This window comes from Streptomyces albicerus, from assembly GCF_008905045.1.
GTDB lineage: Bacteria > Actinomycetota > Actinomycetes > Streptomycetales > Streptomycetaceae > Streptomyces > Streptomyces albicerus.
Window position 1 is genome coordinate 12,721 of sequence record NZ_VWMY01000041.1, and the last position, 25,072, is coordinate 37,792.

The following is a 25,072-nucleotide window of genomic DNA, read 5'->3' on the forward strand; positions in this document are numbered from 1 at the left end:
AAAGCGAGTGATCCACATGTCCGTGGGAGAGACCCCCATCACCGTCGTCGGCAACCTCGCCGCCGAACCTGAACTGCGCTACACCCCCAGCGGGGCCGCGATGGTGAAGTTCTCCGTCGCCTCCACCCCCCGCAGCTACGACAAGACCACCGGCCAGTGGCAGGACGGCACCGCGATGTTCCTGCGCTGCACGGCCTGGCGCGACCTGGCCAACCATGTCGCCGAGACCTTGACCAAGGGCATGCGCGTGGTCGTCACCGGCCGTCTGCGTCAGCACAACTGGAAGACCCCCGAGGGCGAGAACCGCTCGATGCTCGCGCTGGAAGTCGACGACATCGGCCCCTCGCTGCGCTTCGCCACGGCCAAGGTCGAACGCGTCCAGCGCAACGGCGCCACCTCCGGCCCGGCCGCCGACACGTGGAACACGGCCCCGGCCGGGGCCGCCGCCGTGGGCGACGAGCCGCCGTTCTAGATCAGCCCGGGGCGGTCGCCTCTCACCACAAGACCACGACCGCCCCGGTTCCTCTTGTCCCTTCGACAGCACAGGAGCTGCTACGTGCTGACCTTGACCGATCTGTTCTGCGGCGCCGGGGGATCATCCACCGGAGCCATCGCGGTGCCCGGTGTGACGGTGCGGATGGCCGCCAACCACGCCCGGCACGCCGTCGACACCCACCAGGCCAACCACCCCGAAGCCGATCACGACTGCGCGGACATCTCGCAGGTGGAGCCGCGCCGATACCCGGCCACCGACATTCTGTGGGCCTCACCGGAGTGCACCAATCACTCCATCGCCAAGGGCCGCCGTCGTGGCCACGGCGCTCACACCGACGGCCTGTTTGCCGAGAGCGGCACTGACGAAGCCGCGATCCGCTCGCGCGCCACGATGCACGACGTCCCCCGCTTCGCCGAGACCCACCAGTACCGGGCGATCATCGTGGAGAACGTGGTGGACGCCTACTGGTGGGGACCGGAGCAAGCCAGGGGCGCCGCGTTCGACGCATGGCTGCGCACCCTGCACGCCTGGGGATACGAGCACCGCATCGTGTGGATGAACTCGATGCACGCTGCCGCCTATGGCCCGCCCGCGCCGCAGTCACGGGACCGGATGTATGTGGTGCTGTGGCGCACCGGCGAGCGCATGCCGGACTTCGGCAAGTGGACCCGCCCGGCGGCCGACTGCCCCACCCACGGCCACGTCCGCGCCATACAGGCATTCAAGCGTCCGGACCGGCGCTGGGGCCGCTACGGGGTGCGTGCCCAGTACCTGTGGCGCTGCCCGCGTGTGGAGTGCCGCAACCAAGTCGTTGAGCCGGCCGTGCGCCCCGCCGCCGACGCGATCGACTGGGGTCTGCCCGCCACTCTGATCGGGGAGCGCAAGCGCCCCTTGGCGGCCGACACGATGCGCCGGGTCCGTGCCGGATTCACCGCGTTCTCCGAACCGCTCACCGTCCCGGTGGAGGGCCGCAGCGGCAAGCGCGCGGCTCCGGCATCGTCGCCGCTGCGCACGGTGACCACCCGCAATGAAACCGGGCTGGCGCTGCCGCCGTACATGGTGGAGCTGCGCGGCGGAGGTTCCTCGCACCGCGCCATCACCGCGCCGCTGGCCACTGTTACCGCGGGCGGCAACCACCACGGCATCGTCACCGCCCCGGACCTGGTGGTGCCCTACTACGGCAACGGCACTGCCCGGCCTGCGAATCGGCCGCTGCCCACCGTGACCACGGTGGACCGGCACGGCGCCCTGTACGGAGGCACCGTCACCTCCGTGGAGGAGTGCCGTTTCCGGATGCTCGAACCCCACGAGTACGCCGCCGCGATGGCCTTCCCCGACAGCTATCGGCTGCTTGCCAGCGACAAGCGCACCCGTGTGCTGATGCTCGGCAACGCGGTGACCCCGCCCGCCGCCCGCGACCTGGTCGCCATGGTGGCTGAGGCCCTCACCGGCCACGAACTCTCGCTTGCCCACGGCCTGTAGATACGCCCGAGGCGGCCGTCTCTCACCACAAGACCACGGCCGCCCCGGTTCCTCTTGTCCCTTCGACAGAACAGGAGACCTCCAGCATGACACCTGCATGCAAGACCGTGCTCCCGCACGTCATGCATCACCCGAACGGGGACCCGTTGCGCACCGCGCTGCATCTGGCCGCAGCCGGAGTTCCGGTGCTGCCCCTGCGGGGGAAGGTGCCCTTCGGGAACTGCCGCGCCTGCGCGAACGGCGCGTGCGGCGGCCGCCCGCACATGAAGAGCGCGGGCAGCTGCCAGTGCCCGGCGGTCTGTCACGGATGGGCCGCCGCCACCACCGACCCTCGCATCATCACTTCCCGTGCGTGGTCTCCTGCTTGGCGGCAGGCCGTCTCCGTCGCCTACCACCCGGGCGGGGCCGGCCTGACCGTCGTCGACCTGGACACCCCGGCGGCCGTCGAATGGGCGCGCGAGAATCTCCCCGCCACCTGCACGGTGCCGACCACACGCGGGCAGCACTGGCTCTACCGAGGGGGTATGCGCTCGGCCAACGCGGTCCGGTCCGGCGTGGACATCAAATCGCGCATGGCCTACGCCCGCTGGCTCGGGCCCGGCTACGGGAACATGGCGGACCTGCCGCCTACCGTCCGCGCACTCGCCGTGAGGGAAGAGGCCACCCCCTGCGCGGGGAAGGTGGCCTCTTCGTCCGGCACGCGCGCCGGATGGGACCGGACCGTTGCGACCGGGTGCAGGCACACCGAGCGGTACGTACGCACCGGCCTGGAACGCGGTCTGGCCATGGTCCGCAGCCACACCGAGTCCGGCGCGGGATCGCAGGCGTTCCAAGTGGCCCGTTTCCAGGCCAACCTGCACGTGCAATGCCCCGGACCGTGTGCACTGGACACCATCGGTGCGCTGATCGTCGCTGCTGCCGTGTCTGTCGGCGTCCCCCAGGCGTACGCCCGCCGCGCCGTCGCCAATGGCCTCAACACCGCCACGGGCAGGGCGGCATGAGCACCAATCCCATCCCCCCGTTGCACCTGTACTCCGTGCCCAGCGATCCCGAACAAGCCCCGCGGGAGCTGCCGAAGCGGGAGCGCCCGCGCACCGCATGGACCGCGGATCAGCTCATGGCCGCGGACTTCCCGGAGCCGAAGTGGGCGGTGCCCGGCATCCTTGCCGAAGGCGTCAACCTGCTCGCTGGACCACCCAAGGTGGGCAAGTCCTGGCTGTCCCTCGGACTGGCCCTCGCGGTCGCCTCCGGGGGCCATGCCTTCGACTCCCTGCCGGTCGACGGGGGGCCGGTGCTTTACCTCGCCTTGGAGGACACCCCGCGCCGTCTCCAGACCCGTATGGGCAAGATGTTGGGCGGGCAGCCGGCCCCCACCGGCCTGACCCTGGTCACCGAATGCCCGCCCTTCCCTCAGGGCGGCAGCGACGCCATCGCGGGGTGGTTGGACCGCAACCCGGACGCTCGCATGGTCGTCGTCGACGTGTTCGCCAAGATGCGTGGCCCCGCCCCGCAGGGCGTGTCCGCGTATGACGCGGACTACGTCGCCGTCACCTACGCCAAGCGGATCGCCGACCACTACGGCATCGCCGTGGTCCTCGTCCACCACGTCCGCAAGATGGCGTCCGAGGACTTCCTGACGGAGGTCTCCGGCACCAACGGCATCGCCGGAGCCGCGGACGCCACGCTCGTACTGAAACGGGCACGCGGACAGGCAGACGGCATCCTGCACGTCACCGGACGCGACGTCGACGAAGCCGAGTACGCGCTTCAGTTCCAAGCCGCCTCCGGCGCCTGGCGCATGCTCGATGGACCGGTCACTGACCACACCATCGGCGACACCCGCGCTGCGATTCTGCGGCATGTCCGGGAGAACCCCGGCGTCCGGCCGAAGGACATCGTCGCCGCGCTGCCGCAGCTCGATGCCGAGAACGTCCGCCGCACCTGCTCTCGCATGGCCGCTGACGGACAGCTCACGAAGGACGGCACCGGCCGCTACTACCCGGACACCGAGACCCGGACGCAGGGCATCCCGGAGGTGTCCCACCTGTCCGGCTGTCCCAGCACACCCGATGACCTGCGCGAACGAGTGGGACAGCCGGAATCGGGACTGTCCCACCTGTCCGGCTCGACAGACGAAGGGAGCGCGCGGTGACGACGGCTCTGCCTAGGTCACGAGACGACAAGCTCACGCTCGCCGAGATCTGCAAGGACCTGAAGATCTCGCGCTCAACCTTCTACGACTGGCGCGCGAAGGGGCGCGCCCCGCGTTGCATCAAGCTGCCGAACGGTGATCTCCGGATCCGTCGAAGCGACTACGAGCACTGGCTGAACGACCGGGAGGACTGCGCCTGATGGACACGACGTACAACGTCAAGATCTGGGGCATCAGGGTCTATCGGGGCAAGCAGAAGACGTCGTATAGCGTGCGCTGGGCACTGGACGGCCGAGAGTGGCGCGCACCGTTCGACACCAAGGCGCTTGCGGACGCGTTCCGCTCCGAGCTGGTCAGCGCCACGCGCCGTGGTGAGGCATTCAGCCTCACCACGGGGCGCCCGGTCTCGCACCAGTCCGGAGCGAGCTCGATGAGTTGGTACGACTTCGCCGTACAGTTCGCGGACTTCCAGTGGCACCGCACCGCCGGGAACAGCCGAAAGAACACGGCCAAGGCTCTGATGGGGGCGACCGTTGCCCTGCTGCGCACACCGCCAGCGGCCTTCAGGCCGGTCGACGTGCGCACCGCGCTGCGGGAGTTCGCGTTCAATACCAGGCGCCGGGAAGAGGCTTCCCCCGAAGTAGCCGCGATCCTGAAGTGGGTGGAACGCAACACCTTGTCCATGGCTGCGTGGGAGGACCCGGCCAGGGTGGACGAAGTCCTGCGCGCCTTGGGGACCAAGCTGGACGGCACACGAGCCGCGGCCAGTTCCGTGAAGCGCAACCGGCGGATCCTGAACGTGGCAATGGAGTACGCGGTCAAGCATCGGATCTTGCGGGGCAACCCGCTGCCGAAGGGCAGAGGCTCAGTGCCCAAGACGTCGAACGCGATCGACAAGCGGTCGCTGCTCAACCCGGAGCAGGCGGGGCGCCTACTGGGCTGGGTACGTCGCCGCCCTCGCGGCGGCAAGCGGCTGCACGCGTTCTTCGCCACGATGTACTACGCCGGGCCGCGTCCAGAGGAAGTCGTGGCGATGGACGTGACAGACGTCCGGCTGCCCGAGGAAAGCGCCGAAGACCAGTGGTGTGAGCTGTTGTTTCACACAGCTCAGCCGGAAGTCGGGAAGCACTGGACCAACGACGGCGAGATTCATGAAGAGCGCGGACTGAAAGGGCGCGCGGCGGACGACACCCGAGTTGTCCCCGGCCACCCCTCGCTGACGCGTATTCTCCGCGAGCACATCAAGGCGAAGAACCTGAAGCCAGGAGAATTGCTGTTCCAAGGCGAGAAGGGGGAAATGCTCGCCGGCTCCGTCATTCGGCGGGCGTGGCGGAGTGCCCGCGAGAAAGTGCTCACGACGGAGGAGTTCGCCTCACCGCTCGGCAAACGGGTGTATGACCTCCGGCACAGTTGTCTGACCCGGTGGCTCAACGACGGCATCCCACCCGCGCAGGTGGCTGAGTGGGCGGGCAACAGCGTCCCTGTACTACTGGCCGTCTACGCCCGGTGCATCTCCGGACAGTTAGGAGACCTTAAGCGGCGGATGGAGGCTGGCGAAGACCTCCCGGAAGGCTTCGCCTGACACATGTGGTCCTTGGCTCGCTACCTGAAGTTGGTAGCGAGCCAAGGGGGGAACCGGTAGGGGAATTGCTGGGAATTCTGAAGAGTATTAGCGACTACTCCGTGGCTTCCTTGAAGTTGACAACGCGGCATTTTCCCGAAGACTTGGCCATCCGGAGGGCCAGAAAACTTTGGCGCAGAGTGGACCCCACCCCGGCTGAGAAGGTGAGAATTCCGGGCTTCTGCTCTTTCTTTAGGGCTTCTGCTATGAGTTCTACGCTGCCATCTCGTATTTCAATCAAGATACTGTCGCCCCCTGCGTGAACGAGGGAGACTCCAGGCAAGTCGGCCATGCGGGTAGCTATTCCTTCGAGTGCCGCATTGATCATTCTGGATGACTCGACGAATTTTGCTATGTCATTGGCGAGAATGTGTGTCTCAACCTTGTTTCCTACGTCATCGCCGTCAATTATCGCAAAGGCCATGCTGGTCTCTTGACTCCTGGTTGTGGCGGTCAGTTGTAGTCGATGACCTTTGTGGATGGTGGTAGTAGTGCCCCAAGGGAGAAAGTGAGGGAACTGGGCGCCTGGATAAATAGGCGACCTTCGGGCGAGGATTGGTGATTTGCTGCTTGCGTTGAAAGGTAGAGTGACCAGTCCTGGGCAATCTTCTTCAGAAGTTCATTGTAGGCTGATCTGTCATTGGGGAAAGGGGAGACGGTGCTTTCGATCACCAGGGCGCTGCTGCATACGTCGTTGGGTCCCACGGTATACCTGCTCGGTGTGGTTCCCGACGCTGCTGAAGTTGCTTCAGTGATCATCGTCGGGTTGTTGGTCAAGTTAAGAATCAGTGCATGTCGATTTACTGTTGGCGCAATGGTTGTCGTCAGGTTGGTGGGTGTGCATTGAATCATCTGTGCGAGTTGCGGATACGTTGACTGTGTGGTTTGGGGGCCGGTCGGAGTTCCTTCGAGTACTAGTGGGGGCAGCGGTTGATGGGATCCTGTATTAGTAACTTGGTGTACAGAAATCTCCTTGAACTCAAGGATTCTGAGCTGGGCGCCGTGAGCGCCGTTGAAGGTCTGCTGTCCCAGTCTGTAGGCGTTGGCCAGGCTACATGTTAGGTAGAATGAGATATGGCTGGACTCTTTCGGGTCCTCTTCTTTGAGTCTGGCTTCAATTACGCGTTGGGTAAGTTCTGCCCTCTCGTCCATAGTCAGCCCGGAGTGCAGTTCATCGACATTCACGTAAAAAAAGCTGATATGGCGATTCTTGGCATCGGCGGCATGTCGTAGGAGCCTCGAATCCGACCAAGTCGATGCTGGCGTCGGCTTGAGGAAGACGGCAACTCCGACACCAGTACGACCGTGAAGGCTAATCCAACTTATGGCGAGGATGACGAATCCAACTGCAAGAAGTACGGCGAGGGTCTTATTCTCCCCAGGAATGAGCTTGAGTAGCTCCGGCATCGTCCCGGCAACCAGGGACGATCCCAACGCTGCTATGAGTGCGGCCGAGACGGCCCTGTCTTCACTCACCTTGCGAACGCTGCGACTGAGTCGATTCGCCATGCGTGACGGTCCCCATCTGCTCAACGGTGCATCGTCTGTGAGTCGCCCCAACAGCCTCACGGGCGAGAGATTCAGTATGCAGCGCGCCTGTCTCTGGCCTCACCGGCGGATGGGGGAACGCCAGAGCTGCGCTACAACTCGTCGGAGTGCAGCACCCATTGCGCCTTCGTGACGAACGCCGCTTCGGCTGTCTTGAACACCTGCTCAGCAGCGAGGTGGCAGGCGTCCATGGTGGAAGGGCGTTGCTCATACTCCGTACGGGAGTCGACGACGGCTTGGAGCGCTTCACGCACATCCTTGGCCAGAGCCTGCGTGTCGTCTGCAGGGCCGACGATTGCAATACGTCGGACTGCCGCGTCGGCATCAAGGAGGGCTGCTTCTACCGGGTCCCAGACCAAGGCCTGTGCGTGTTCGTCCGGGTCATGTTCCCCGCCCATTCCGAAGTCAGGCCCGTGCTGCATGTCGATCACTGCCCTCAGGCGTGCCCGGACGCTGTCTGTCGCGGACAGGAGTTGTGCATACGCCTGTTGGCGCTGGTCCAGAAGCCAGTTGCGCTGCTGTTCACGGCCCTGGGTGAGAGTTTGCCGGGCCATGGCTCTGCCGGTAGCCCAAGCCGCCACTGCGGCCCCGAGTGCAGCGGCAAGGCCGGCGATGACCGCCCCCCACGCTTCGTTCATGGCCCCAGAGTGCCGGACCGCGTGATAGCCCGTTAGTCCTTGAGTGCCTGTCGTGTGATGAGCCTCAAGCTGTGAGCTTCAGTGCCAACGGGCGCGGATCTGGACGACTCTCAGCCGCTCGGGAACTTCGCCACGTATTTGCCACGGCCACCCGCAGAACTCCAGTGACAGCCGGACAGCGCCGGACCCTCCCCGCGATCATCAGAGGAGGGTCGGGAACCTTCCATGCCTGGCTATACGTGCTCTGAACAGCAAAAACGCCCTCCCGATGGGAGGGCGGGGATAGGCGCCCCCGGCAGGACTCGAACCTGCGGCCAAGCGCTTAGAAGGCGCCTGCTCTATCCACTGAGCTACGGGGGCCGGGTGTGGTGGCCTGTGGTGCTGGTGCCCGGGTGTGGGCGGGTCCGTGACCTTGCCGGGGACAAGGATAGAGCGCCCGGGTCCCTGTCCTTGGTGCTTCGCCTCCGTGGCTCGATGTGGAGGTTCAGTGAAGCGGTCCTGATAATCGCAGGCAGGTGCGAATCGTGCATCGCTTTTGGCGTCTCACGCCCCGGGTGTTGTGCACTCGTTATGCCTGCGCCCCAGTCGTCCCTTCCGCCCCGTGTGTCCGATCGGCGCGCAGACATGCCCATATGCTTCAGAAAGCCTCCAAAATTGGGCATTCTTCGCATGTGGTGACCTTGGACGTACGGCCTCAGCTGCTCGACGCACTCTCCGCCCTGCGCGACCGTGTCGCCGCCGCACGCTTCCCGCTGCCCCTGGCGGGGGCTCCACGCGCGCGTGCCAACCGCGACGAACTGCTGGCGCAGCTCGACGATTATTTGGTGCCCCGGTTGAGACAGCCTGAAGCACCGTTGCTCGTCGTGATCGGGGGATCGACCGGGGCCGGCAAGTCGACACTGGTCAACTCCCTTGTGGGACGGCGGGTCAGCGAGGCCGGGGTGCTCCGGCCCACGACGCGCACTCCGGTGCTCGTCTGCCACCCGGAGGACCATCACTGGTTCAGCGGGATGCGCGTACTGCCCGACCTCACGCGCGTGTGGGTGCCCCAACAGGACGCCGGGGACGACCTGCTGCTGCCCGGCGAGGACGGCACGCGCGTCCTGCGCATCGAGACCGCCGACACCCTTCCGCACGGGCTCGCCCTCCTCGACGCGCCCGACGTCGACTCCTTGGTGGCCGACAACCGGGTGCTCGCCGCTGAGCTGCTCTGCGCCGCCGACATCTGGGTCATGGTCACCACGGCCGCGCGGTACGCCGACGCGGTGCCGTGGCATCTGCTGCGTACCGCCAAGGAGCACGACGCCACGCTCGTCACCGTCCTGGACCGGGTGCCCCATCAGGTCGTCTCGGAGGTCTCGCGGCAGTACGGCGCGCTGCTCGCCAAGGCGGGACTCGGCGACGTACCCCGCTTCACCGTGCCCGAGCTGCCCGAGTCGGCGTGGGGCGGGGGGCTGCTTCCGGCCACCGCCGTGGCGCCCCTGCGCGCCTGGCTCATCCAGCAGGTGCAGGATCCGGGGGCTCGTCAGCGGGCGATGGCGCGTACGGCGTACGGGGTGCTCGACTCGCTGAAGTCGCGGATGCCCGAGCTGGCCAGTGCGGCGGCCGCGCAGTACGCCGCCGCGCTGCGGCTCACCGCGGCCGTCGACGGGGCCTACGACAGCGAGCACGCGCGCGTACGGGGCCGTTTGCAGGCCGGGGCGGTGCTCGCCGGCGACGCGCTCAAACGGTGGCGCAGCTACCCCCTGGACTGCACCGCAGCCGAGCTGCTCGACGCGCTCGCCGAGAGCCTGGCCGCGCTCCTGCTGTGCGCCGTCACCGCCGCCGACGAGCGCATCGACGAGGCCTGGCGGCGCGAACCCGCCGCGGACACACCGGGGCTGACGGACCGTGATCCGACGCTGGAGAGCGCCGAGCACCGCATCGGGATGGCCGTACGGCGCTGGCGACGGGTCATCGAGGAGTACGCCGAGGAGGAGGTGCGCCAGCTCGAGAAGAGCGTCGCGCCGGACCCCGAGGTGGTGGCCGCACTCGTCGCCACCGCGCTCCTGGGCGGCCGCCGGGCGCGGTCCGCGGGCGAAGGGCTCGCCGAGCGGATCGGCGCCCGCGGTGCTCTGCGGCTGCGCGACAAGGGCGGCCGACTGCTCACCGACTACCTCGACAGGACGCTGCACGCCGAGAGAGAGCGGCGGCTCGCCCCGCTCGACGCACTCGACGTACGCCCCGAACCCCAGGCCGAACTCATCGCCGCGCTGTCCGTACTGCAGAAGGAGAGGTGACCGCGGTGACCGCCGTCACGGACCACACGGATCAAGCCGACCACCCCGGAGACGACGAGGGGCGCGAGGACGGCGAGCACGCGCGGGTGGAGGACGATTCCGTGTCCGCGCACGAATCCGCCCACAAGGAGGAGAGCGAATTCGCCCACCGCGACTCCGTACACAACGAGGAGGACGATTCCGGGCACGCGCGCGTGGAGACCGGTAAGGACCCGCAGGAGCCGGATTCCGCGGAGGCCACGAACGCCACGAACGCCACGAACGCCACGGAGACATCAAGCGCATCAGAGACGTCAGACGCATCAGAAGCATCAGAAGCATCAGACGCAACGAATTCTTCGGACTCCGAGAGCGCCTGGGACGACGGACTGATCGCGCGGCGCGTGTCCGCCACGACCGAGGGACAGGCCCGGCCCGTAAAGGAGGCAGTCGTGGAGAACAGGCCGCCCGTTGTGACCCCTCTCGCGTACGACGGGCCGCTACGGTCCCGTCTTGACGCGCTGCGTGAACTGGTCGGGCTCTCCCGCACCCGGCTCGACAGCCGGACGCTCGCCGAGGCAGGACGTGTCCTGGACGAGGCGGTGGCGCGGCGCAGGCTCTCCGGGCAGCACACCGTCGTCGCCATCGCGGGGGCCACCGGCAGCGGCAAGTCGCAGCTCTTCAACGCGCTCGCCGGAGTGGCCATTTCGGAGACCGGAGTACGCAGGCCGACCACCGCCGCGCCCATCGCGTGCAGCTGGAGCGACGGCGCGGCGACCCTCATCGACCGGCTCGGCATCCCCGGGCGGCTGCGGCGGCGACCGCTGCAGAGCCCGGAGGCCGAGGCGCAGCTGCGCGGGCTCGTCCTGGTCGACCTGCCCGACCACGACTCCGCGGCCGTCCAGCACCGCGAACAGGTGGACCGCATCCTCGCGCTCGTCGACGCCGTCATCTGGGTCGTCGACCCGGAGAAGTACGCCGACGCCGTGCTGCACGAGCGCTATCTGCGCCCCATGGCGGGGCACGCGGAGGTCACCTTCGTAGTCCTCAACCAGGTCGACCGACTGCCCGGAGAGGCCGCCCACCAGGTCCTCGACGACCTGCGGCGGCTGCTCGACGAGGACGGCATCGCGCTCGGCGAGTACGGCGAGCCGGGCGCGACCGTGCTCGCGCTGTCCGCGCTCACCGGGGACGGCATCGCCGAACTGCGCGAGGTGCTCGGCCACTTCGTGGCCGAGCGGGGAGCCGCGGCGCGCCGGATCTCCGCCGACGTGGACGCGGCCGCGGTGCGACTGTGGCCCGTCTACGCGAACCGGCGGCAGGCAGGGCTCAGCGAGGAAGCGCGCGACGAGTTCGCCGACCGGCTTGCCGACGCCGTGGGCGCCACGGCGGCGGGCGAGGCGGCCGAGCGCGCATGGCGGCGCAACGCCAACCGCGCCTGCGGCACACCCTGGCTGCGGCTGTGGCGCTGGTGCCAGGACCGGCGCGAACCGCCGACCGGGCGCCTCGCCGTACGGGCGCACGCCGACGAGGAGGCCACGGCACGGCAGCGCGTCGAACAGGCGGTGCGTACGGTCGCCGAGCAGGCGGCCGGGGGACTGCCTGCACCCTGGGCGCAGGCGGTCCGAGAGGCGGCCGTACGGGGGGCACAGGGGCTGTCCGAGGCGCTGGACCAGCTGGCGGTACGGGCGGGGACGCCGGTCGGACGGCCACCGCGGCCCGGCTGGTGGCCGGTCGCCGTACTGGCGCAGGCCTCCATGACGATCCTCCAAGTCATCGGCGGACTCTGGCTGTTGGGGCAGGTCATCGGATTCATGTCGCCGAATCTCGGGGTCCCGGCGCTGCTGATGGTGATCGGCATCGTGGGCGGCCCGGGCGTCGAGTGGGCCTGCAAGCTGGCGGTGCGCGGGCCGGCGCGGCGGTACGGGCTTGAGGCGGAACGGCGATTGCGGGAGGCGGCCTCCGGGTGCGGGCGGGCGCGGGTACTCGATCCGGTGGCGGCGGAGTTGCTGCGGTATCGGGAGGTGCGGGAGCAGTATCTGCGGGTCACGGGGATCGGGGCCTCGGCGGGGTGAGAAAACTTGGCTCGGCGGGCGGGCGCGCGAGGGCTCTGGGGTTCGGCCTGCCGGGATGGGCTCTGGGGCTCTGGGGGCGGGGGCGGGCTCTGGAACGGCTCGTTCGGGTGACGGAGTTGTCCACAACCGGGCGGTAGCCCACAGCGCTCAGCGGGCTCGGGCCGACGGAGGCAGTCTGAGGTCGCGGCGATCACTGCGCGAGCACATCGCGGTCGCCGCGACAGACGCAGCCGTACGGGACGGGCCCGTACGCGTGGGCAAGGGAGGGGTTCGCGATGAACGAGACGATGGTGTGTGTGGTGGGGAACGTGGCCACGCAGCCGGTGTTCCGCGAGACGGCGGCAGGCTCGTCGGCGAGGTTCCGGCTGGCGGTGACGCAGCGGTACTGGGACCGCGAGAAGAACGCGTGGAAGGACGGGCACACCAACTTCTTCACGGTGTGGGCCAATCGGGCGCTCGCGACGAATGTGCAGGGGTCCGTCTCGGTGGGCGATCCGCTTGTGGTGCGGGGGAGGCTGAAGGTCCGCTCCGAGCAGCGCGACGGGCAGTCGTGGGCGGGCGCGGACATCGAGGCGTCGGCGATCGGCCACGATCTGGCGCGGGGGACCGCGGCGTTCCGGCGGGCCTCCAGGGGCGGGACGGCATCGGACACGCCGGACACGCCGGACACGCCGGCTCGGCCGGAGCCCAGCTGGGAGACGGAGCCTGCGGTTCAGCCGGACGAGGCCGCTCAACAGCAGCAGGAACCCGCCCTGGTGACGTGAGATCAGGTGCCGGATCAGATCCAACGGTCCGACCGAAGTGCGGCTTATCGACGAATGCGTTCCGAACGGTCCTGGTGGATTTGTCGATAAGCCCAGCTCACGCCCTGTGCCGGCGATAACGATTCCGAGTCGGATCGCTTATCCGATGGCATGACTGGGGAGAGCGGTGCGCCCCGTCCTTAGGATGCCGGGCATAGCTCTCGAGGCTTCTGATTCTGCTGGTGGGACCGTAACCCCCCACGTCAACGGGTCCTGCTCGAAGGGGAATTCTGTGCTTTCTTCGTTCTCTGCGTCGTCCGCGCACGGACGAGGTGTCGCTCGCCTCGTCGCGGCGGCCCTGGTGTCCGGACTCGTCGCCGTGAGCGCCCTGACCACCGCGGGTACGGCCGCCGCCGACGAACTCCCCCAGAGCCAGGGCGGCGCGACCGCCACCATAGGCGGCCTGAAGATGTCCGGGCCGGCCGTCATTCACGAGAACGGCGAGGACAAGCAGGTGTCCGCCGGGCTGTTCGAGATGTCCGTCGACAACGGCGGCACCCTGCAGACCTACTGCGTCGACATCCACAACCCGACGCAGAAGGACGCCAAGTACCAGGAGACGCCCTGGAGCGGCACGTCGCTGAACGGCAACCCCGACGCGGGCCGGATCCGCTGGATCCTGCAGAACTCCTACCCGCAGGTGAACGACCTCGCCGCGCTGGCCGCCAAGGCCGGCGTGACCGGCCTCACCGAGCAGGACGCGGCGGCCGGCACGCAGGTGGCGATCTGGCGGTACTCGGACGGCGCCGACGTGGATGCCGTGGACCCGCAGGCGGAGAAGCTCGCCGACTATCTGCAGCGCAGCGCGCGGAACCTCGCGGAGCCCGAGGCCTCGCTGACCCTTGACCCGCCCGCGGTCTCCGGTCGCGCCGGTGAACTGCTCGGCCCGGTCACCGTGCACACCAACGCGGACGGTGTGACGGTGACACCGCCCGCCGACGCGACGAGCGGAGTGAAGGTCGTCGACAAGGACGGCAAGGCGATCACGTCCGCGGCCGACGGCGGCCGGCTCTTCTTCGACATCCCCGAAGACGCCGCGGACGGTTCGGCCGCGCTGACGGTGCAGGCCTCGACCACCGTGCCGGTCGGCCGGGCCTTCGCCTCCGAGACCAGGAGCCAGACCCAGATCCTCGCCGGCTCCAGCGAGTCGACGGTCTCCGCGACGGCGACCGCGAACTGGGCCAAGAGCGGTGCGATACCCGCGCTGTCGGCCGAGAAGAACTGCGCCAAGGGCGGCGTGGACATCACGGCGGCCAACGAGGGCGACGAGGCGTTCACCTTCGAGCTGATGGGCTTCGAGCACACCGTCGAGGCGGGCGCGTCACAGACCGTGACGATCCCGCTGCAGGAAGACCAGGCGTACGACTTCACGATCAAGGGGCCGAACGGCTACGAGAAGCGGATCAAGGGCGTACTCGACTGCCAGACCCGGACCAGCGCCGGCGGCGAGACGACCCAGACCCTGAACGAGCCCAGCCCCGCCACAGCCGGCGGCACCTCCACCACGACCACCGACCTCGCCGAGACCGGCGCCTCCAGCGCCACCCCGGTGATAACCGAAATCGCGATCGCCCTGGTCGTACTCGGCGGCGCGGCGGTCCTCTTCGTCCGCAAGAAGAAGACACCAGGGCAGGACTGAAGACGCGAAAGAAACAGCACCTTGAAAACTGGACAGCGAGTAACCACCCGCTGACTCCCTGCTTGCCCGTCCCTTGAGTGGGCGACCCTGGCACCGCCGAGGACAGCTCGCGCCCCAGAACCCGCAACGTTCACGAACGTCCTGCGTCATGTCCTGCGGCGCCCGTGCTGATCGCGTGCCTATGTCGACGACCAGTGACGGGTCGACTACAAGGGTGCTCCGGGAACGTCCAGGTCACGGGCCCTCGACCAAACGGGTTTCCTTCGAGGGGTGGCCGTCGGGCAAGATGGGGTGTATCTGCCCACTGCCGATTTCAAGCGTCCGGACGGTTTCTCTTGGCTGAGTTCATTTACACCATGCGCAAGACGCGCAAGGCGCACGGCGACAAGGTGATTCTCGACGACGTCACCCTGAACTTCCTGCCGGGGGCGAAGATCGGCGTTGTCGGTCCGAACGGTGCCGGTAAGTCGACCGTGCTGAAGATCATGGCTGGTCTCGAGCAGCCGTCGAACGGTGAGGCGTACCTGTCGCCCGGCTACAGCGTCGGCATGCTGCTGCAGGAGCCGCCGCTGGACGAGTCGAAGACGGTCCTGCAGAACGTGCAGGACGGCGCTGCCGAGATCATGGGCAAGCTCCACCGCTTCAACGAGGTCGCCGAGCTCATGGCGACCGACTACTCGGACGCGCTGATGGAGGAGATGGGCAAGCTCCAGGACGACCTGGACCACGCCAACGCGTGGGACCTCGACGCCCAGCTGGAGCAGGCCATGGACGCACTGGGCTGCCCGCCCGGCGACTGGCCGGTCACCAACCTCTCCGGTGGCGAGAAGCGCCGCGTCGCGCTCTGCAAGCTGCTGATCGAGGCCCCCGACCTGCTGCTTCTCGACGAGCCCACCAACCACCTGGACGCCGAGTCCGTGCAGTGGCTGGAGCAGCACCTCGCGAAGTACGACGGCACCGTCGTCGCCGTCACCCACGATCGGTACTTCCTCGACAACGTCGCGGGCTGGATCCTGGAGCTCGACCGTGGCCGGGCCATCGGCTACGAGGGGAACTACTCCGTCTACCTGGAGAAGAAGCAGTCCCGCCTCAAGGTCGAGGGCCAGAAGGACGCCAAGCGCGCCAAGCGGCTCAAGGAAGAGCTCGAGTGGGTGCGGTCCAACGCCAAGGGCCGGCAGGCCAAGTCCAAGGCGCGACTGTCCCGTTACGAGGAGATGGCCGCCGAGGCGGACAAGATGCGGAAGCTGGACTTCGAGGAGATCCAGATCCCGCCGGGCCCGCGTCTGGGCTCCATCGTGGTCGAGGTCAACAACCTCTCCAAGGCCTTCGGTGACAAGGTCCTCATCGACGATCTTTCGTTCACGCTGCCGCGGAACGGCATCGTCGGTGTCATCGGGCCCAACGGCGCCGGCAAGACCACGCTCTTCAAGATGATCCAGGGTTTTGAGACGCCGGACTCCGGCGAGATCAAGGTCGGCGAGACCGTCAAGATCGCCTACGTCGACCAGGGCCGCGAGAACATCGACCCGAAGAAGTCGCTGTGGGCCGTCGTCTCGGACGAGCTGGACTACATCAACGTCGGCCAGGTCGAGATGCCGTCCCGCGCCTACGTGTCCGCCTTCGGATTCAAGGGCCCGGACCAGCAGAAGCCGGCCGGAGTCCTCTCCGGCGGTGAGCGCAACCGCCTCAACCTCGCGCTCACCCTCAAGCAGGGCGGCAACCTGCTGCTCCTCGACGAGCCGACCAACGACCTCGACGTCGAGACCCTGTCCTCGCTCGAGAACGCGCTGCTCGAGTTCCCGGGTGCCGCGGTGGTCGTCTCCCACGACCGGTGGTTCCTGGACCGGGTGGCGACGCACATCCTCGCGTACGAGGGCGACTCCAGGTGGTTCTGGTTCGAGGGCAACTTCGAGTCGTACGAGAAGAACAAGGTCGAGCGGCTCGGACCGGACGCCGCGCGTCCGCACCGCGCCACCTACAAGAAGCTGACCCGGGGCTGATCTTGCGGCATATCTACCGCTGCCCGCTGCGCTGGGCGGACATGGACGCGTACGGCCACATCAACAACGTGGTCTTCCTCCGTTATCTGGAGGAGGCGCGTATCGACTTCCTGTTCCGCCCGGACAAGGATTTCCGGCAGGGGTCCGTGGTGGCGCGCCACGAGATCGACTACAAGCAGCAGTTGGTCCACCGGCACACGCCGGTGGACATCGAGCTGTGGGTCACGCAGATCAGGGCGGCGTCGTTCACCGTCGCGTACGAGGTCAAGGATCCGGAGCAGGTGTATGTCCGGGCCCAGACGGTCATAGTGCCGTTCGACTTCGAGGCGCAGCGGCCACGCCGCCTCACCGCCGAGGAGCGGGAGTTCCTCGAGGAGTACACGGACGACGAGGACGACCCCGCGGGGGCCGTCGCGGCATGACGGCTCTGCACCTGGCCGACGAGGGGGAGGCGGCGGACCTCGCCGCCTTCCTGGCCCGGCTGATCCACTACGACCGCGCGGCCGCGGTGCGGCTGCAGGCGTCGGGGAAGACGCTGGCGGTGTTCGGCCGGCCACCGTCGTTCGAGGTGCTCGCGATCCGTACGGCTCGGCTCGCCAAGCCGTACGAGAACGGTCTCGACGCCTCGCTCGACGTGACCGTCTCGGCCGGTGAACTCCTGGAATCCCTCGACGAGTCGGCGGCCACCGCGACCGTGCCCGCCGTCGTCACCGGCCCGCCGTGGGCCGGAGTGCTGCCGCCCCGCGGCGGCTGGCGGCCCGAGCCGGGGCTGCCCGCGCTCGACGCGGTACGGGCGATGGTCGCCGCGGCGGTCGCTGAATTCCGGTCGCGTATCGACGAGCTGGCGGCCGAGGGGCGTACGCGTGCCCAACTCGACCGCATCGGGCGGGAGATCTGGTCCCGGCCGATCGGCGACACTGAACTACCGGTGCGGGCCGCGCACGCGGCGCAGTCGCTGGGATTCCTGAGGCCCGCACGCACGGCCGTGCCCGACGAGGCCGTACTGCGGCTGCTCTCGTCGGGCGCGTGGCTCAGGCTGCGTACGCCGTACGGGTCGATCGCCGTACGCAGGGCGGGACTTGGGGCGTTGGACGTCAGCGTTCGCTGAGCGGCCGCATTTCAGACCAGCGGCCGCATTTCAGACCAGTGGCCGGTGCAAGACCAGTGGCCAGAGCAGGACGAGTGGTCGGAGCTAGACGAGTGGCCAAAGGGCTGCCGTCAGGCCGAAGCCCATCACACCCATGGTGGTCGTCAGGACCGTCCACGTGCGCAGGCCACTCGCCACATCCAGGCCGGCGAGCTTGGTGAACATCCAGTAGCCCGCGTCGTTGATGTGCGAGACGGCCAGGCCGCCCGCGCCCATCGCCAGGGCGACCAGGGAGAGTTGGCCCGTGGACAGCTCGGCGCGTTCCAGGAGCGGGGTGAGGATGCCCGCCGTGGTGATCAGTGCCACCGTCGTCGAACCCTGGGCGGCGCGCAGGGTCAGCGCCATCAGGAAGGCGAGGAAGAGGGCCGGCAGGCCGGTCCTGTCGAGTACGTCGGCGATCGCGTCACCGATGCCGCTCGCCACGAGGACCTTGCCGAAGACACCGCCCGCGCCCGCCACCAGGATCACCATCGCCACGGGCGGCAGGGCGGAGCCCATGACCTCGGCGATGCGGGTGCGGTGCCAGCCGCGGCGGGCGCCGAGGAAGTACGCGCACAGGGTGACGTCGATCAGCAGGGCCACCATCGGAGCGCCGAGGACCGTGAGGACGGCGCGGAGGGTGGAGCCCTCGTCGAGGAGGTTCTGGCCGAGGGTGCCGAGGAGGATCAGCAGGATCGGGGTGACGATCAGGGCCAGGACCATGCCGAAGGAGGGCGGGCGGACCTCCGAGGTGGTGGTCGCGGCGGTCGCGGAGGGCTTCGTGAGTACGGCGGTTCCGTGGCCGTCGTCCGTGGCAGGGGCCGGTGCCGAACCCGGACCCGCACCTGGACCCGCACCCGGACCCGCACCTGAACCCCGACCCGGACCCGGGGTGGCTCCGCCGTCGGTGACCTCGCCGGATGCGTCCTCGCCGTAGACCTCGGCGTACACCGTCGGGTCCATCGGGTACTCGCGGCGGGTCATACGGCGCGACACCAGGTAGCCGAGCAGGACCACGACCGCGGTCAGCGGGATGCCGATGAGCAGGACCAGGCCCTGGTCGGCGCCGATCGCCTGGGTGACGGCGACCGCGCCCGGGTGCGGCGGCAGGAAGGCGTGCACGGTGAGCATCGCGGCGCCCATCGGCAGCGCGTACACGAGGAGGGGCTTGCGGGAGGCGCGGGCGACTCCGTACGCGATCGGCATCAGGATGATCAGGCCGACCTCGAAGAAGACCGGGATGCCGAGGACGAAACCGGCGACGGTGAGCGCGAGCGGGGTGCGGCGGGAGCCGAAGCGGTCGATGAGGGAGTGCGCGAACGACTGGGCGCCGCCGGAGAGTTCGATGATCCGGCCGATCATCGCGCCCAGGGCGATGATCGTCGCGATGTGGCCGAGCGTGGAGCCCATGCCCGCCTCGATGGTCTCCACCAGCTTGGCGGCCGGTACGCCCGCGGCGAGGGCGACGCCGATGGAGACGACGACCAGGGCGACGAAGGGCTGGACCTTGGCGCGGAGGATCAGCAACAGGAGGGTGGTGACGCCGGCGAGGGCTATCAGGAGGAGGGTGGTGTGGCTCATCGGGCGTCTCCCTCTGGGGAGTTGTTCTTCGGCGACAGGACAGTGACGACGGAGGAGTCGTCGTGGGCGGCGAGGCCGGCGCCTTCGCCGAGGAGGTAGAGCTGCTGGGCCGCGGACGCCAGCGGAACCGGGACGTGGGCGTCCTTGGCGATGCCGGTGACGATGCCCATGTCCTTCACGAAGATGTCGAGGCGGGACTTCACTTCGGGGTCCGGGCCGTCCGCGTACGTCTCGACCATGCGAGGGCCGCGGTCGGCGAACATGAACGAGCCCGCCGCGCCGTGGCGGAGGCTCTCCACGACCGTGGCCGGGTCGAGGCCCAGGGCGCGGGCGAGGGCGATGGCCTCCGCGGCCGCGGCGATGTGGACGCCGGCGAGGAGCTGGTTGATCGCCTTGAGGGACTGGCCGTCGCCCGGCCGGGGGCCGACCAGGGTGAGGGTGGAGGCGAGGAGGCCCAGTACCGGGCGGGCCTGGTCCAGGGCCTTGTCCTCGGCGCCTACGACGATGAGGAGGTCGCCGTTGCCCGCGCGGACCGGGCCGCCGCTGACCGGGGCGTCGACCGTGAGGATGCCTTTCTCTGCGAGGCGGGCGGCTGTGGTGCGGGCCGCGTCCGGGCCGACCGTGCTGGTGAGGACGACCGTGGCGCCGGGGCGGAGGGTTTCGGCTGCGCCGTGCCTGGCGAAGAGGGCGCCCTCTACCTGGGACTGGTCCCGGACTGCGAGGAGGACGATGTCGGCGTTGCGGGCTGCCTCGGCGGGGGAGGTGGCGGCTGCGCCGCCCGCCTCGGTGACCAGGGCTCGGCGGTCTTCGGCTATGTCGTAGGCCGTGACCGGGAGGTGGGCGGCGAGGCGGGTGGCCATGGGCAGGCCCATGGCGCCCAGGCCGAGCACTGCCGTGTGGGGAGCGGTTGGCATGTGGGTGTCCTTTGGGGAGGGGAGGGAGACGGGGAAGAGGGGGGTGTGGGGGATGACTTCGGCTGCGGGTGGGTGGGGGCTGGTCGCGCCCACGCGGCGGAGCCGCATATCGGTACAGCCCCGCGCCCCTGATGGGGCTGGGGCTGTGGATTGGCTGCCCGCTCCTGGGGCTCGGGGCCTTGCCCTGAAGTGCCCTTGCTTTGAAGTGCCCTTGGCCTGATCCCGGCCTTTGGCCCCCGCAGCGGCCCTTGCCCTGAACGCTGCTCTGGCCCTGAACTACGCGGACTGTGGGGTCAGTTGGGCGATGACCCGGATCGCCGCCTGGGTGACCGCCTCGCGGCCCGCCCGCCAGAGGCTCACCACGTCCGAACCCGGTAGGGCGGACGGGAGTTGGGCGGCGACGGCCTGCAGGTAGGCGCGGCGGAGTTCCGCGTTGACGTTGACCTTGGCTACTCCTTGGGTGAGGGCGGGGTGGAGTTCGGCGGTGGGGAGGCCGCTGGCTCCGTGGAGGACGAGGGGGACGGGGGTCACCGCGTGGATCGCGGACAGGCGGGCGAGGTCCAGGTGGATCTCGTGGGTGGTGAAGCCGTGGACGTTGCCGACGGCGACAGCGAGGGCGTCGATGCCGGTCTCGGCGGCGAACTCGGCTGCCTGGGCCGGGTCCGTCATGGTGGAGGGAGCCACGGTGGCGTTCGTCGAGACGTCCTCGTCGCCCGGCAGGGCACCCAGCTCGGCCTCCACCCAGGCCCCGTGGTCGCGGGCCCGGCGTACGGCCTCCTTCGTGAGCTTGACGTTCTCGGCGAAGGGGAGATGGGAGCCGTCCACCATGACGGACGTGTAGCCCGCTTCCAGGCAGGCGGTGATCTCGTTGAGGTCGCGGCTGTGGTCGAGGTGGACGCCGAGACGGGCGGTCGAGCGGGTGGCCGCGTCGAGGGCGAGGCGCATCAGGGGTTCGCGGCCCGCGTGTCCGAAGGGGCTCGAACCGGCCTGGATCAGCACCGGGTGGCCTTCGGAGGCTTCCGCCGCGGCGACTATGCCCTGGACCGTCTCCAGGTTGTACGCGACGAAGCCCGGGAGCGCGTATCCGGTCTCGTACGCCTCGGTGAGGGCCTTCAGGCCTTCGGCTCCGGTGAGCAGCATCAGGCGGCGCTCCTCAGGAGGGCGAGGGCGTCGGAGAGGGCGTCGTCGCCGCCGACGTTGCCCGCGAAGACGACGTACGGGATGCCGGCGGCCGGGCCGTCGACGGGCTGCCAGAGGGAGACGATGCCCGGCAGCAGGGTGCCGCGGGCCCAGGCGCGGCGGATCTCCAGGCCGTGGGTCGCGGTGTCGCTGGAGGTGATGCCGCCCTTGGCGATGACGAAGGCGGGGCGGCGGACGGCGTTGACGAGGCGTACCGCTTCGACGAGGGCGGCGGAGACGCGGCGGGAGATGGCGAGGCTGGCGTCCGCGTCCGTGCCGGTGACGAGCGTGCGGGTGGTGCGGATGACGGCGTCGGAGGTCTCCAGGGCGGCCGCGGCCGCGGTGGCGATCTCGCAGATATGGGCGTCGCGGCGCGTGTCGTCGAGGAGGTGGGCGACGTCGAGTTCGTACTCGGTGAGGTTGCCCTGCTGTTCGCGCAGGCGGTCCAACTGGCGGGTGGTCAGGGAGACATGGGAGCCGACGACGATGAGGCCGTGGGGGGCGTCGCCGCGCAGAGGGCGGAGTTCGGCGGGGGTGAGCGGCTGGTGGGCGGACTGGCCGGCGCGGGCGCGTACGAAGGAGGGGCCCACGCGGTAGAGGAGGTGGGCGCCGTTCTCCTCGGCCTCCGCGAGGGCCAGGGCGAGGACGCGGAGGTCGTCGTCGCAGACCGCGTCGACCACGGCGGGGGCGCCGTGGCGGAGGGTGGAGAGGAGGGACGCCACGTGGCTCGGGCCCTTGGTACGGAGATCGGTGAGCGTGATGCGGAGGACCTTGTCGGCGGGGGTGCGGCCGTTCGTCTTCTCCTCGATCCAGTCGGGGAGGCGGGAGGAGCGGTAGCCGAAGGTGGCGTCCCGGGCGAACTCGCTCTCACCGACCGGGAGGAGGCCGTCCGGGGTGCGCATCCAGTGGGTCGAGTCGATGGTGAGGCGGCCGGCCTCTATGTAGGCGGGGACGAGGACGACTCCGTCGGGGGTGGAGGCGCCGACGGACGTCAACTCCTCGGCGAGTACGTCGGTTTCGAGGGGGAAGTGGCCGCGCAGGGTGGAGTCGCTCCGGGAGGCGATGGCGTAGGGGATGCCTTCGGCCCGGGATGCCTGGTGGAGCGCGCGGACTATGGCGCGGTTGCGGGTCGCGGTGTCCTCGGGGGAGAGGCTGCGGGTGTTGGTGAGGACGAAGAAGGCGGGGGTGCTCTGGCGGAGGGCCCAGCGGAGGTCGTCGACGGTCCAGGTGGTGAGGACGGGGATGTCCTTGACGGTCTGGGTGCCGGTGGGGTCGTCGTCCAGGACCACCAGGCGGGGAGCCGAGCGGATTCTGGCGGCGACTTCCGCGGCGGGGATCTCGCGGACCGGCGGAAGGCCGGCGAGGACTTCGGGCTCGGGGAGGGCATGGCGGGGTAGGGACATGGCGGTTCCTGGGTGAGGGTGAGGGATCGGGGGATGGGGGCGGGGATTGGGATCGCTCGGGGGAGGTGAGCACACTCGTGCCACCCCAGTGGCACGAGTAACTACCGCCACGTACCGGTTACGCGTACGGATTACGTGTGCCTACGGCCACCTGACCGCTGCGGGGCCGGGAGCTGTGCGCGTCAGTGGTGGTCCGGGTCCTTGATCACGTGCGTGCGCAGGTCGTTCGCCGTCTGGTTCATGTGGGCGTCCATCGCGCGGCGGGCCTTCTCCGGGTCGCCGGACTCCAGGGCCACCAGGACCGCCTCGTGGTGGGCGATCGCGTTGACGCGGATCTGCGGGACTGCCGAGGTCTCGCGGCGGCCCTCCGCCAGGAGGGGGCCGAAGGGTTCGAAGAGGAGGGGGACGAAGAGGTTGCCGGTCGCCCGCATCACCGTGGCGTGGAAGTCGATGTCCGCCTGCACGAACTGTTCCGTATCGGCCGCGTCCGCCGCCTCGCGCATCGTCGCGAGGTGCTCGCGCAGCTCCGCGAGGTCGGCCTCGCTGCGGCGGAGGGCGGCGAGTTCCGTCGCGCCGTTCTCGATGAGGCGGCGGGCTTCGATGAGCCGCTCGGAGAGGGCGGAGTGCGAGGAACGGGACGCCGCGCGGACCACGTGTTCCATGGCGGTCCAGCGGTCCGGCGGGTTCACGTAGGTGCCACGGCCGCGGACGACGCGTACGACGTTCTGGGCGCGCAGCTGTTTCACCGCCTCGCGCACGGTCAGGCGGCTCACGGACGACTGCTCGGCGAGCTCGGCCTCCGGGGGGAGGGCGGCGTCCGGCGGGTACGTGCCGTCGATGATCGCGCTGAGCAGCTGCTCGGCGAGGTCTTCGGAGAGCGACATCGTTGGGCCTCCGGCGGGCGGGTCTGGGCAGGTGGTGACCAGAGTCTGTCATCAGGTGATCCGCATGATCCCAGGAGAGGTGATCTGGAAGTCTGACGTCAGACATCTGATGTCTCGATGGCGGTAACCATGACACCGGGGTCGGGAGCCGTCAATACCTCCGCGCCATTGCGGTTCGGTTACGGCGATGGATCAAGCGAGTCGGCCGAGGGGCCGGGTCACTCGTGCTCGCTGTCGTCCGGCCATACACCGATGTGGTCCGGCTCCAGTTCCAGGGCGACCCGGTCGCGCATACCGAGGGCCTCGGTGTACTCGGCGGGAAGCTGCAGCCTGCCCGCCCGGTCGAGCATCGCGTACTCGCGGGCCACCACCGTCTCGTGGCCGGTCGTGGCGTCGACCTCCGTGCGGCGCAGGACCTCCGTGGAGGTGCGGCCGTCGCGGATGGCGACCGTGCGGCGGACCTCGCCGGCGACCGCCTGGTCGTGCGTGACGATCACGATGGTGGTGCCGAGGTGTTCGTTCGCGGTGCGGAAGGCGGCGAAGATCTGCTCGGCGGTGTGGGAGTCGAGCTCGCCGGTGGGTTCGTCGGCGAGGAGGACGGCGGGGGCGTTGGCCAGGGCCACGGCGATGGCCACGCGCTGCTGCTGGCCGCCGGACATCTGGTACGGGCGGCGGGCTCGGCAGTCGGCCACGCCCAGCAGCTCCAGCAGTTCCAGGGCGCGTTCGGACTGGGCGCGGCGGCGCTTACGGGATCCGGAGCCGGAGCCGGAGCCAGAGCTGGTGCCGGTGCCGGTGCCGGTGCCGGTGCCGGTGTCGGAACCGGAGCGAGAGCCGGTGAGCTGCATCGGCAGGGTGATGTTCTGCGCGGCCGTCAGGTAGGGGAGGAGGTTGCGGGCCGTCTGCTGCCAGACGAAACCGACGGTCTCGCGGCGGTAGCCGAGCCGGTCCTTGGCGTTCATGGTCAGCAGGTCGTGGCCCGCCACCCGGGCGGCGCCCGCGGTGGGGGTGTCCAGGCCGGCCAGGATGTTCATCAGGGTCGACTTGCCGCTGCCGGACGCGCCCACCAGAGCCATCAACTCGCCCTCGCGGACCAGGAGATCGAGGCCCTGGAGTGCCTGTACCTCGACACCGTCCGTGGAGAAGATCCGGACCAGCCGGTCACAGGTGATCAGGGCGTCGTGGCCGTAGGCGGGTCGGTCGCGGCGGTCGGCGGCGCGCTGGGCGAGGTCGGCGAAGGTGGGGTCGGTGGGCTCGGTGGTTGTCATCGGGCGAC

The 25,072-nt window shown here is 69.2% G+C and carries 22 protein-coding genes and 1 tRNA gene; 13 read left to right on the forward strand and 10 right to left on the reverse strand.

All coding sequences use genetic code 11. The annotated features are described in order from the left end of the window. Positions 1 to 16 precede the first annotated feature (16 nt). From GAS53_RS33165 to GAS53_RS33190, 6 genes are all read left to right on the forward strand, one after another. Entirely contained in the window at positions 17 to 472 is a 456-nt protein-coding gene (locus tag GAS53_RS33165) for a single-stranded DNA-binding protein (protein WP_151481449.1), read from the forward strand. Positions 473 to 556: 84 nt separating this feature from the next. Then, positions 557 to 1,978 (forward strand): DNA cytosine methyltransferase, encoded by a 1,422-nt coding sequence (locus GAS53_RS33170; RefSeq protein WP_151481450.1) that lies wholly within the window; start codon positions 557 to 559, stop codon positions 1,976 to 1,978. A gap of 86 nt (positions 1,979 to 2,064) precedes the next feature. Beyond that, complete coding sequence (locus tag GAS53_RS33175) at positions 2,065 to 2,979, forward strand: bifunctional DNA primase/polymerase (RefSeq protein ID WP_225859241.1); 915 nt, start codon at positions 2,065 to 2,067, stop codon at positions 2,977 to 2,979. Further along, complete coding sequence (locus tag GAS53_RS33180; protein ID WP_151481451.1) at positions 2,976 to 4,130, forward strand: AAA family ATPase; 1,155 nt, start codon at positions 2,976 to 2,978, stop codon at positions 4,128 to 4,130. The genes GAS53_RS33175 and GAS53_RS33180 overlap by 4 nt, the downstream gene beginning before the upstream one ends. Beyond that, positions 4,127 to 4,330, forward strand: a complete 204-nt coding sequence (locus GAS53_RS33185; protein ID WP_192583388.1) for a helix-turn-helix transcriptional regulator — start codon at positions 4,127 to 4,129, stop codon at positions 4,328 to 4,330. Before GAS53_RS33180 ends, GAS53_RS33185 begins: the two co-directional genes overlap by 4 nt. Further along, positions 4,330 to 5,712 (forward strand): tyrosine-type recombinase/integrase, encoded by a 1,383-nt coding sequence (locus tag GAS53_RS33190; protein ID WP_151481453.1) that lies wholly within the window; start codon positions 4,330 to 4,332, stop codon positions 5,710 to 5,712. Before GAS53_RS33185 ends, GAS53_RS33190 begins: the two co-directional genes overlap by 1 nt. A gap of 94 nt (positions 5,713 to 5,806) precedes the next feature. Here the strand turns inward: GAS53_RS33190 and GAS53_RS33195 are convergent, their stop codons facing one another. The 4 genes from GAS53_RS33195 to GAS53_RS33210 all read right to left on the reverse strand — a co-directional run bounded on the left by GAS53_RS33195 (position 5,807) and on the right by GAS53_RS33210 (position 8,297). Further along, positions 5,807 to 6,175, reverse strand: a complete 369-nt coding sequence (locus GAS53_RS33195; RefSeq protein ID WP_151481454.1) for a mCpol domain-containing protein — start codon at positions 6,173 to 6,175, stop codon at positions 5,807 to 5,809. 29 nt (positions 6,176 to 6,204) lie between these two features. After that, positions 6,205 to 7,227 carry a hypothetical protein gene (locus GAS53_RS33200; protein ID WP_151481455.1) on the reverse strand — a complete coding sequence of 341 codons (1,023 nt, stop codon included), beginning with the start codon at positions 7,225 to 7,227 and terminating at the stop codon, positions 6,205 to 6,207. Between the two features lie 164 nt (positions 7,228 to 7,391). After that, complete coding sequence (locus GAS53_RS33205; protein ID WP_151481456.1) at positions 7,392 to 7,937, reverse strand: hypothetical protein; 546 nt, start codon at positions 7,935 to 7,937, stop codon at positions 7,392 to 7,394. A 287-nt stretch (positions 7,938 to 8,224) separates the two neighbouring features. Further along, positions 8,225 to 8,297: transfer RNA gene (locus tag GAS53_RS33210), tRNA-Arg, on the reverse strand. Between the two features lie 311 nt (positions 8,298 to 8,608). On the opposite strand from GAS53_RS33210, the gene GAS53_RS33215 reads away from it, so the two are divergent. The 7 genes from GAS53_RS33215 (at position 8,609) to GAS53_RS33245 (ending at position 17,820) form a co-directional block, all read left to right on the forward strand. Then, positions 8,609 to 10,216: a dynamin family protein gene (locus GAS53_RS33215; RefSeq protein ID WP_151481457.1), complete on the forward strand. Its 1,608-nt coding sequence runs from the start codon at positions 8,609 to 8,611 to the stop codon at positions 10,214 to 10,216. Positions 10,217 to 10,221: 5 nt separating this feature from the next. Continuing rightward, a complete protein-coding gene (locus tag GAS53_RS33220) occupies positions 10,222 to 12,270 on the forward strand; it encodes a GTPase (protein ID WP_151481458.1) in 2,049 nt (682 codons plus the stop codon). Positions 12,271 to 12,545: 275 nt separating this feature from the next. Continuing rightward, positions 12,546 to 13,034, forward strand: coding sequence for a single-stranded DNA-binding protein (locus tag GAS53_RS33225; RefSeq protein WP_151481459.1), 489 nt, complete (start codon positions 12,546 to 12,548; stop codon positions 13,032 to 13,034). Positions 13,035 to 13,305: 271 nt separating this feature from the next. Then, positions 13,306 to 14,712: a Cys-Gln thioester bond-forming surface protein gene (locus tag GAS53_RS33230; RefSeq protein WP_225859242.1), complete on the forward strand. Its 1,407-nt coding sequence runs from the start codon at positions 13,306 to 13,308 to the stop codon at positions 14,710 to 14,712. 335 nt (positions 14,713 to 15,047) lie between these two features. Continuing rightward, positions 15,048 to 16,712 (forward strand): energy-dependent translational throttle protein EttA, encoded by a 1,665-nt coding sequence (gene ettA, locus GAS53_RS33235; RefSeq protein WP_151481461.1) that lies wholly within the window; start codon positions 15,048 to 15,050, stop codon positions 16,710 to 16,712. Between the two features lie 2 nt (positions 16,713 to 16,714). Then, a complete protein-coding gene (locus GAS53_RS33240) occupies positions 16,715 to 17,134 on the forward strand; it encodes an acyl-CoA thioesterase (protein WP_151481462.1) in 420 nt (139 codons plus the stop codon). Beyond that, positions 17,131 to 17,820 (forward strand): hypothetical protein, encoded by a 690-nt coding sequence (locus GAS53_RS33245; RefSeq protein ID WP_151481463.1) that lies wholly within the window; start codon positions 17,131 to 17,133, stop codon positions 17,818 to 17,820. The genes GAS53_RS33240 and GAS53_RS33245 overlap by 4 nt, the downstream gene beginning before the upstream one ends. 84 nt (positions 17,821 to 17,904) lie before the next feature. Here GAS53_RS33245 and GAS53_RS33250 read toward each other — a convergent pair whose 3' ends face one another. From GAS53_RS33250 to GAS53_RS33275, 6 genes are all read right to left on the reverse strand, one after another. Continuing rightward, entirely contained in the window at positions 17,905 to 19,419 is a 1,515-nt protein-coding gene (locus tag GAS53_RS33250; protein ID WP_151481464.1) for a GntT/GntP/DsdX family permease, read from the reverse strand. Beyond that, positions 19,416 to 20,333: an NAD(P)-dependent oxidoreductase gene (locus GAS53_RS33255; RefSeq protein WP_151481465.1), complete on the reverse strand. Its 918-nt coding sequence runs from the start codon at positions 20,331 to 20,333 to the stop codon at positions 19,416 to 19,418. Before GAS53_RS33255 ends, GAS53_RS33250 begins: the two co-directional genes overlap by 4 nt. Positions 20,334 to 20,609: 276 nt before the next feature. Continuing rightward, on the reverse strand, positions 20,610 to 21,473 hold the full coding sequence (locus GAS53_RS33260) for a class II fructose-bisphosphate aldolase (RefSeq protein ID WP_151481466.1): 864 nt from the start codon (positions 21,471 to 21,473) through the stop codon (positions 20,610 to 20,612). Next, complete coding sequence (locus GAS53_RS57730; protein WP_151481467.1) at positions 21,473 to 22,915, reverse strand: four-carbon acid sugar kinase family protein; 1,443 nt, start codon at positions 22,913 to 22,915, stop codon at positions 21,473 to 21,475. The genes GAS53_RS33260 and GAS53_RS57730 overlap by 1 nt, the downstream gene beginning before the upstream one ends. Before the next feature lie 182 nt (positions 22,916 to 23,097). After that, positions 23,098 to 23,799: a FadR/GntR family transcriptional regulator gene (locus GAS53_RS33270; RefSeq protein ID WP_151481468.1), complete on the reverse strand. Its 702-nt coding sequence runs from the start codon at positions 23,797 to 23,799 to the stop codon at positions 23,098 to 23,100. A 218-nt stretch (positions 23,800 to 24,017) separates the two neighbouring features. Beyond that, the gene (locus tag GAS53_RS33275) at positions 24,018 to 25,064 is read right to left on the reverse strand and encodes an ABC transporter ATP-binding protein (RefSeq protein ID WP_151481469.1); all 1,047 of its coding nucleotides are present in this window, start codon (positions 25,062 to 25,064) and stop codon (positions 24,018 to 24,020) included. Between the last annotated feature and the right edge of the window lie 8 nt (positions 25,065 to 25,072).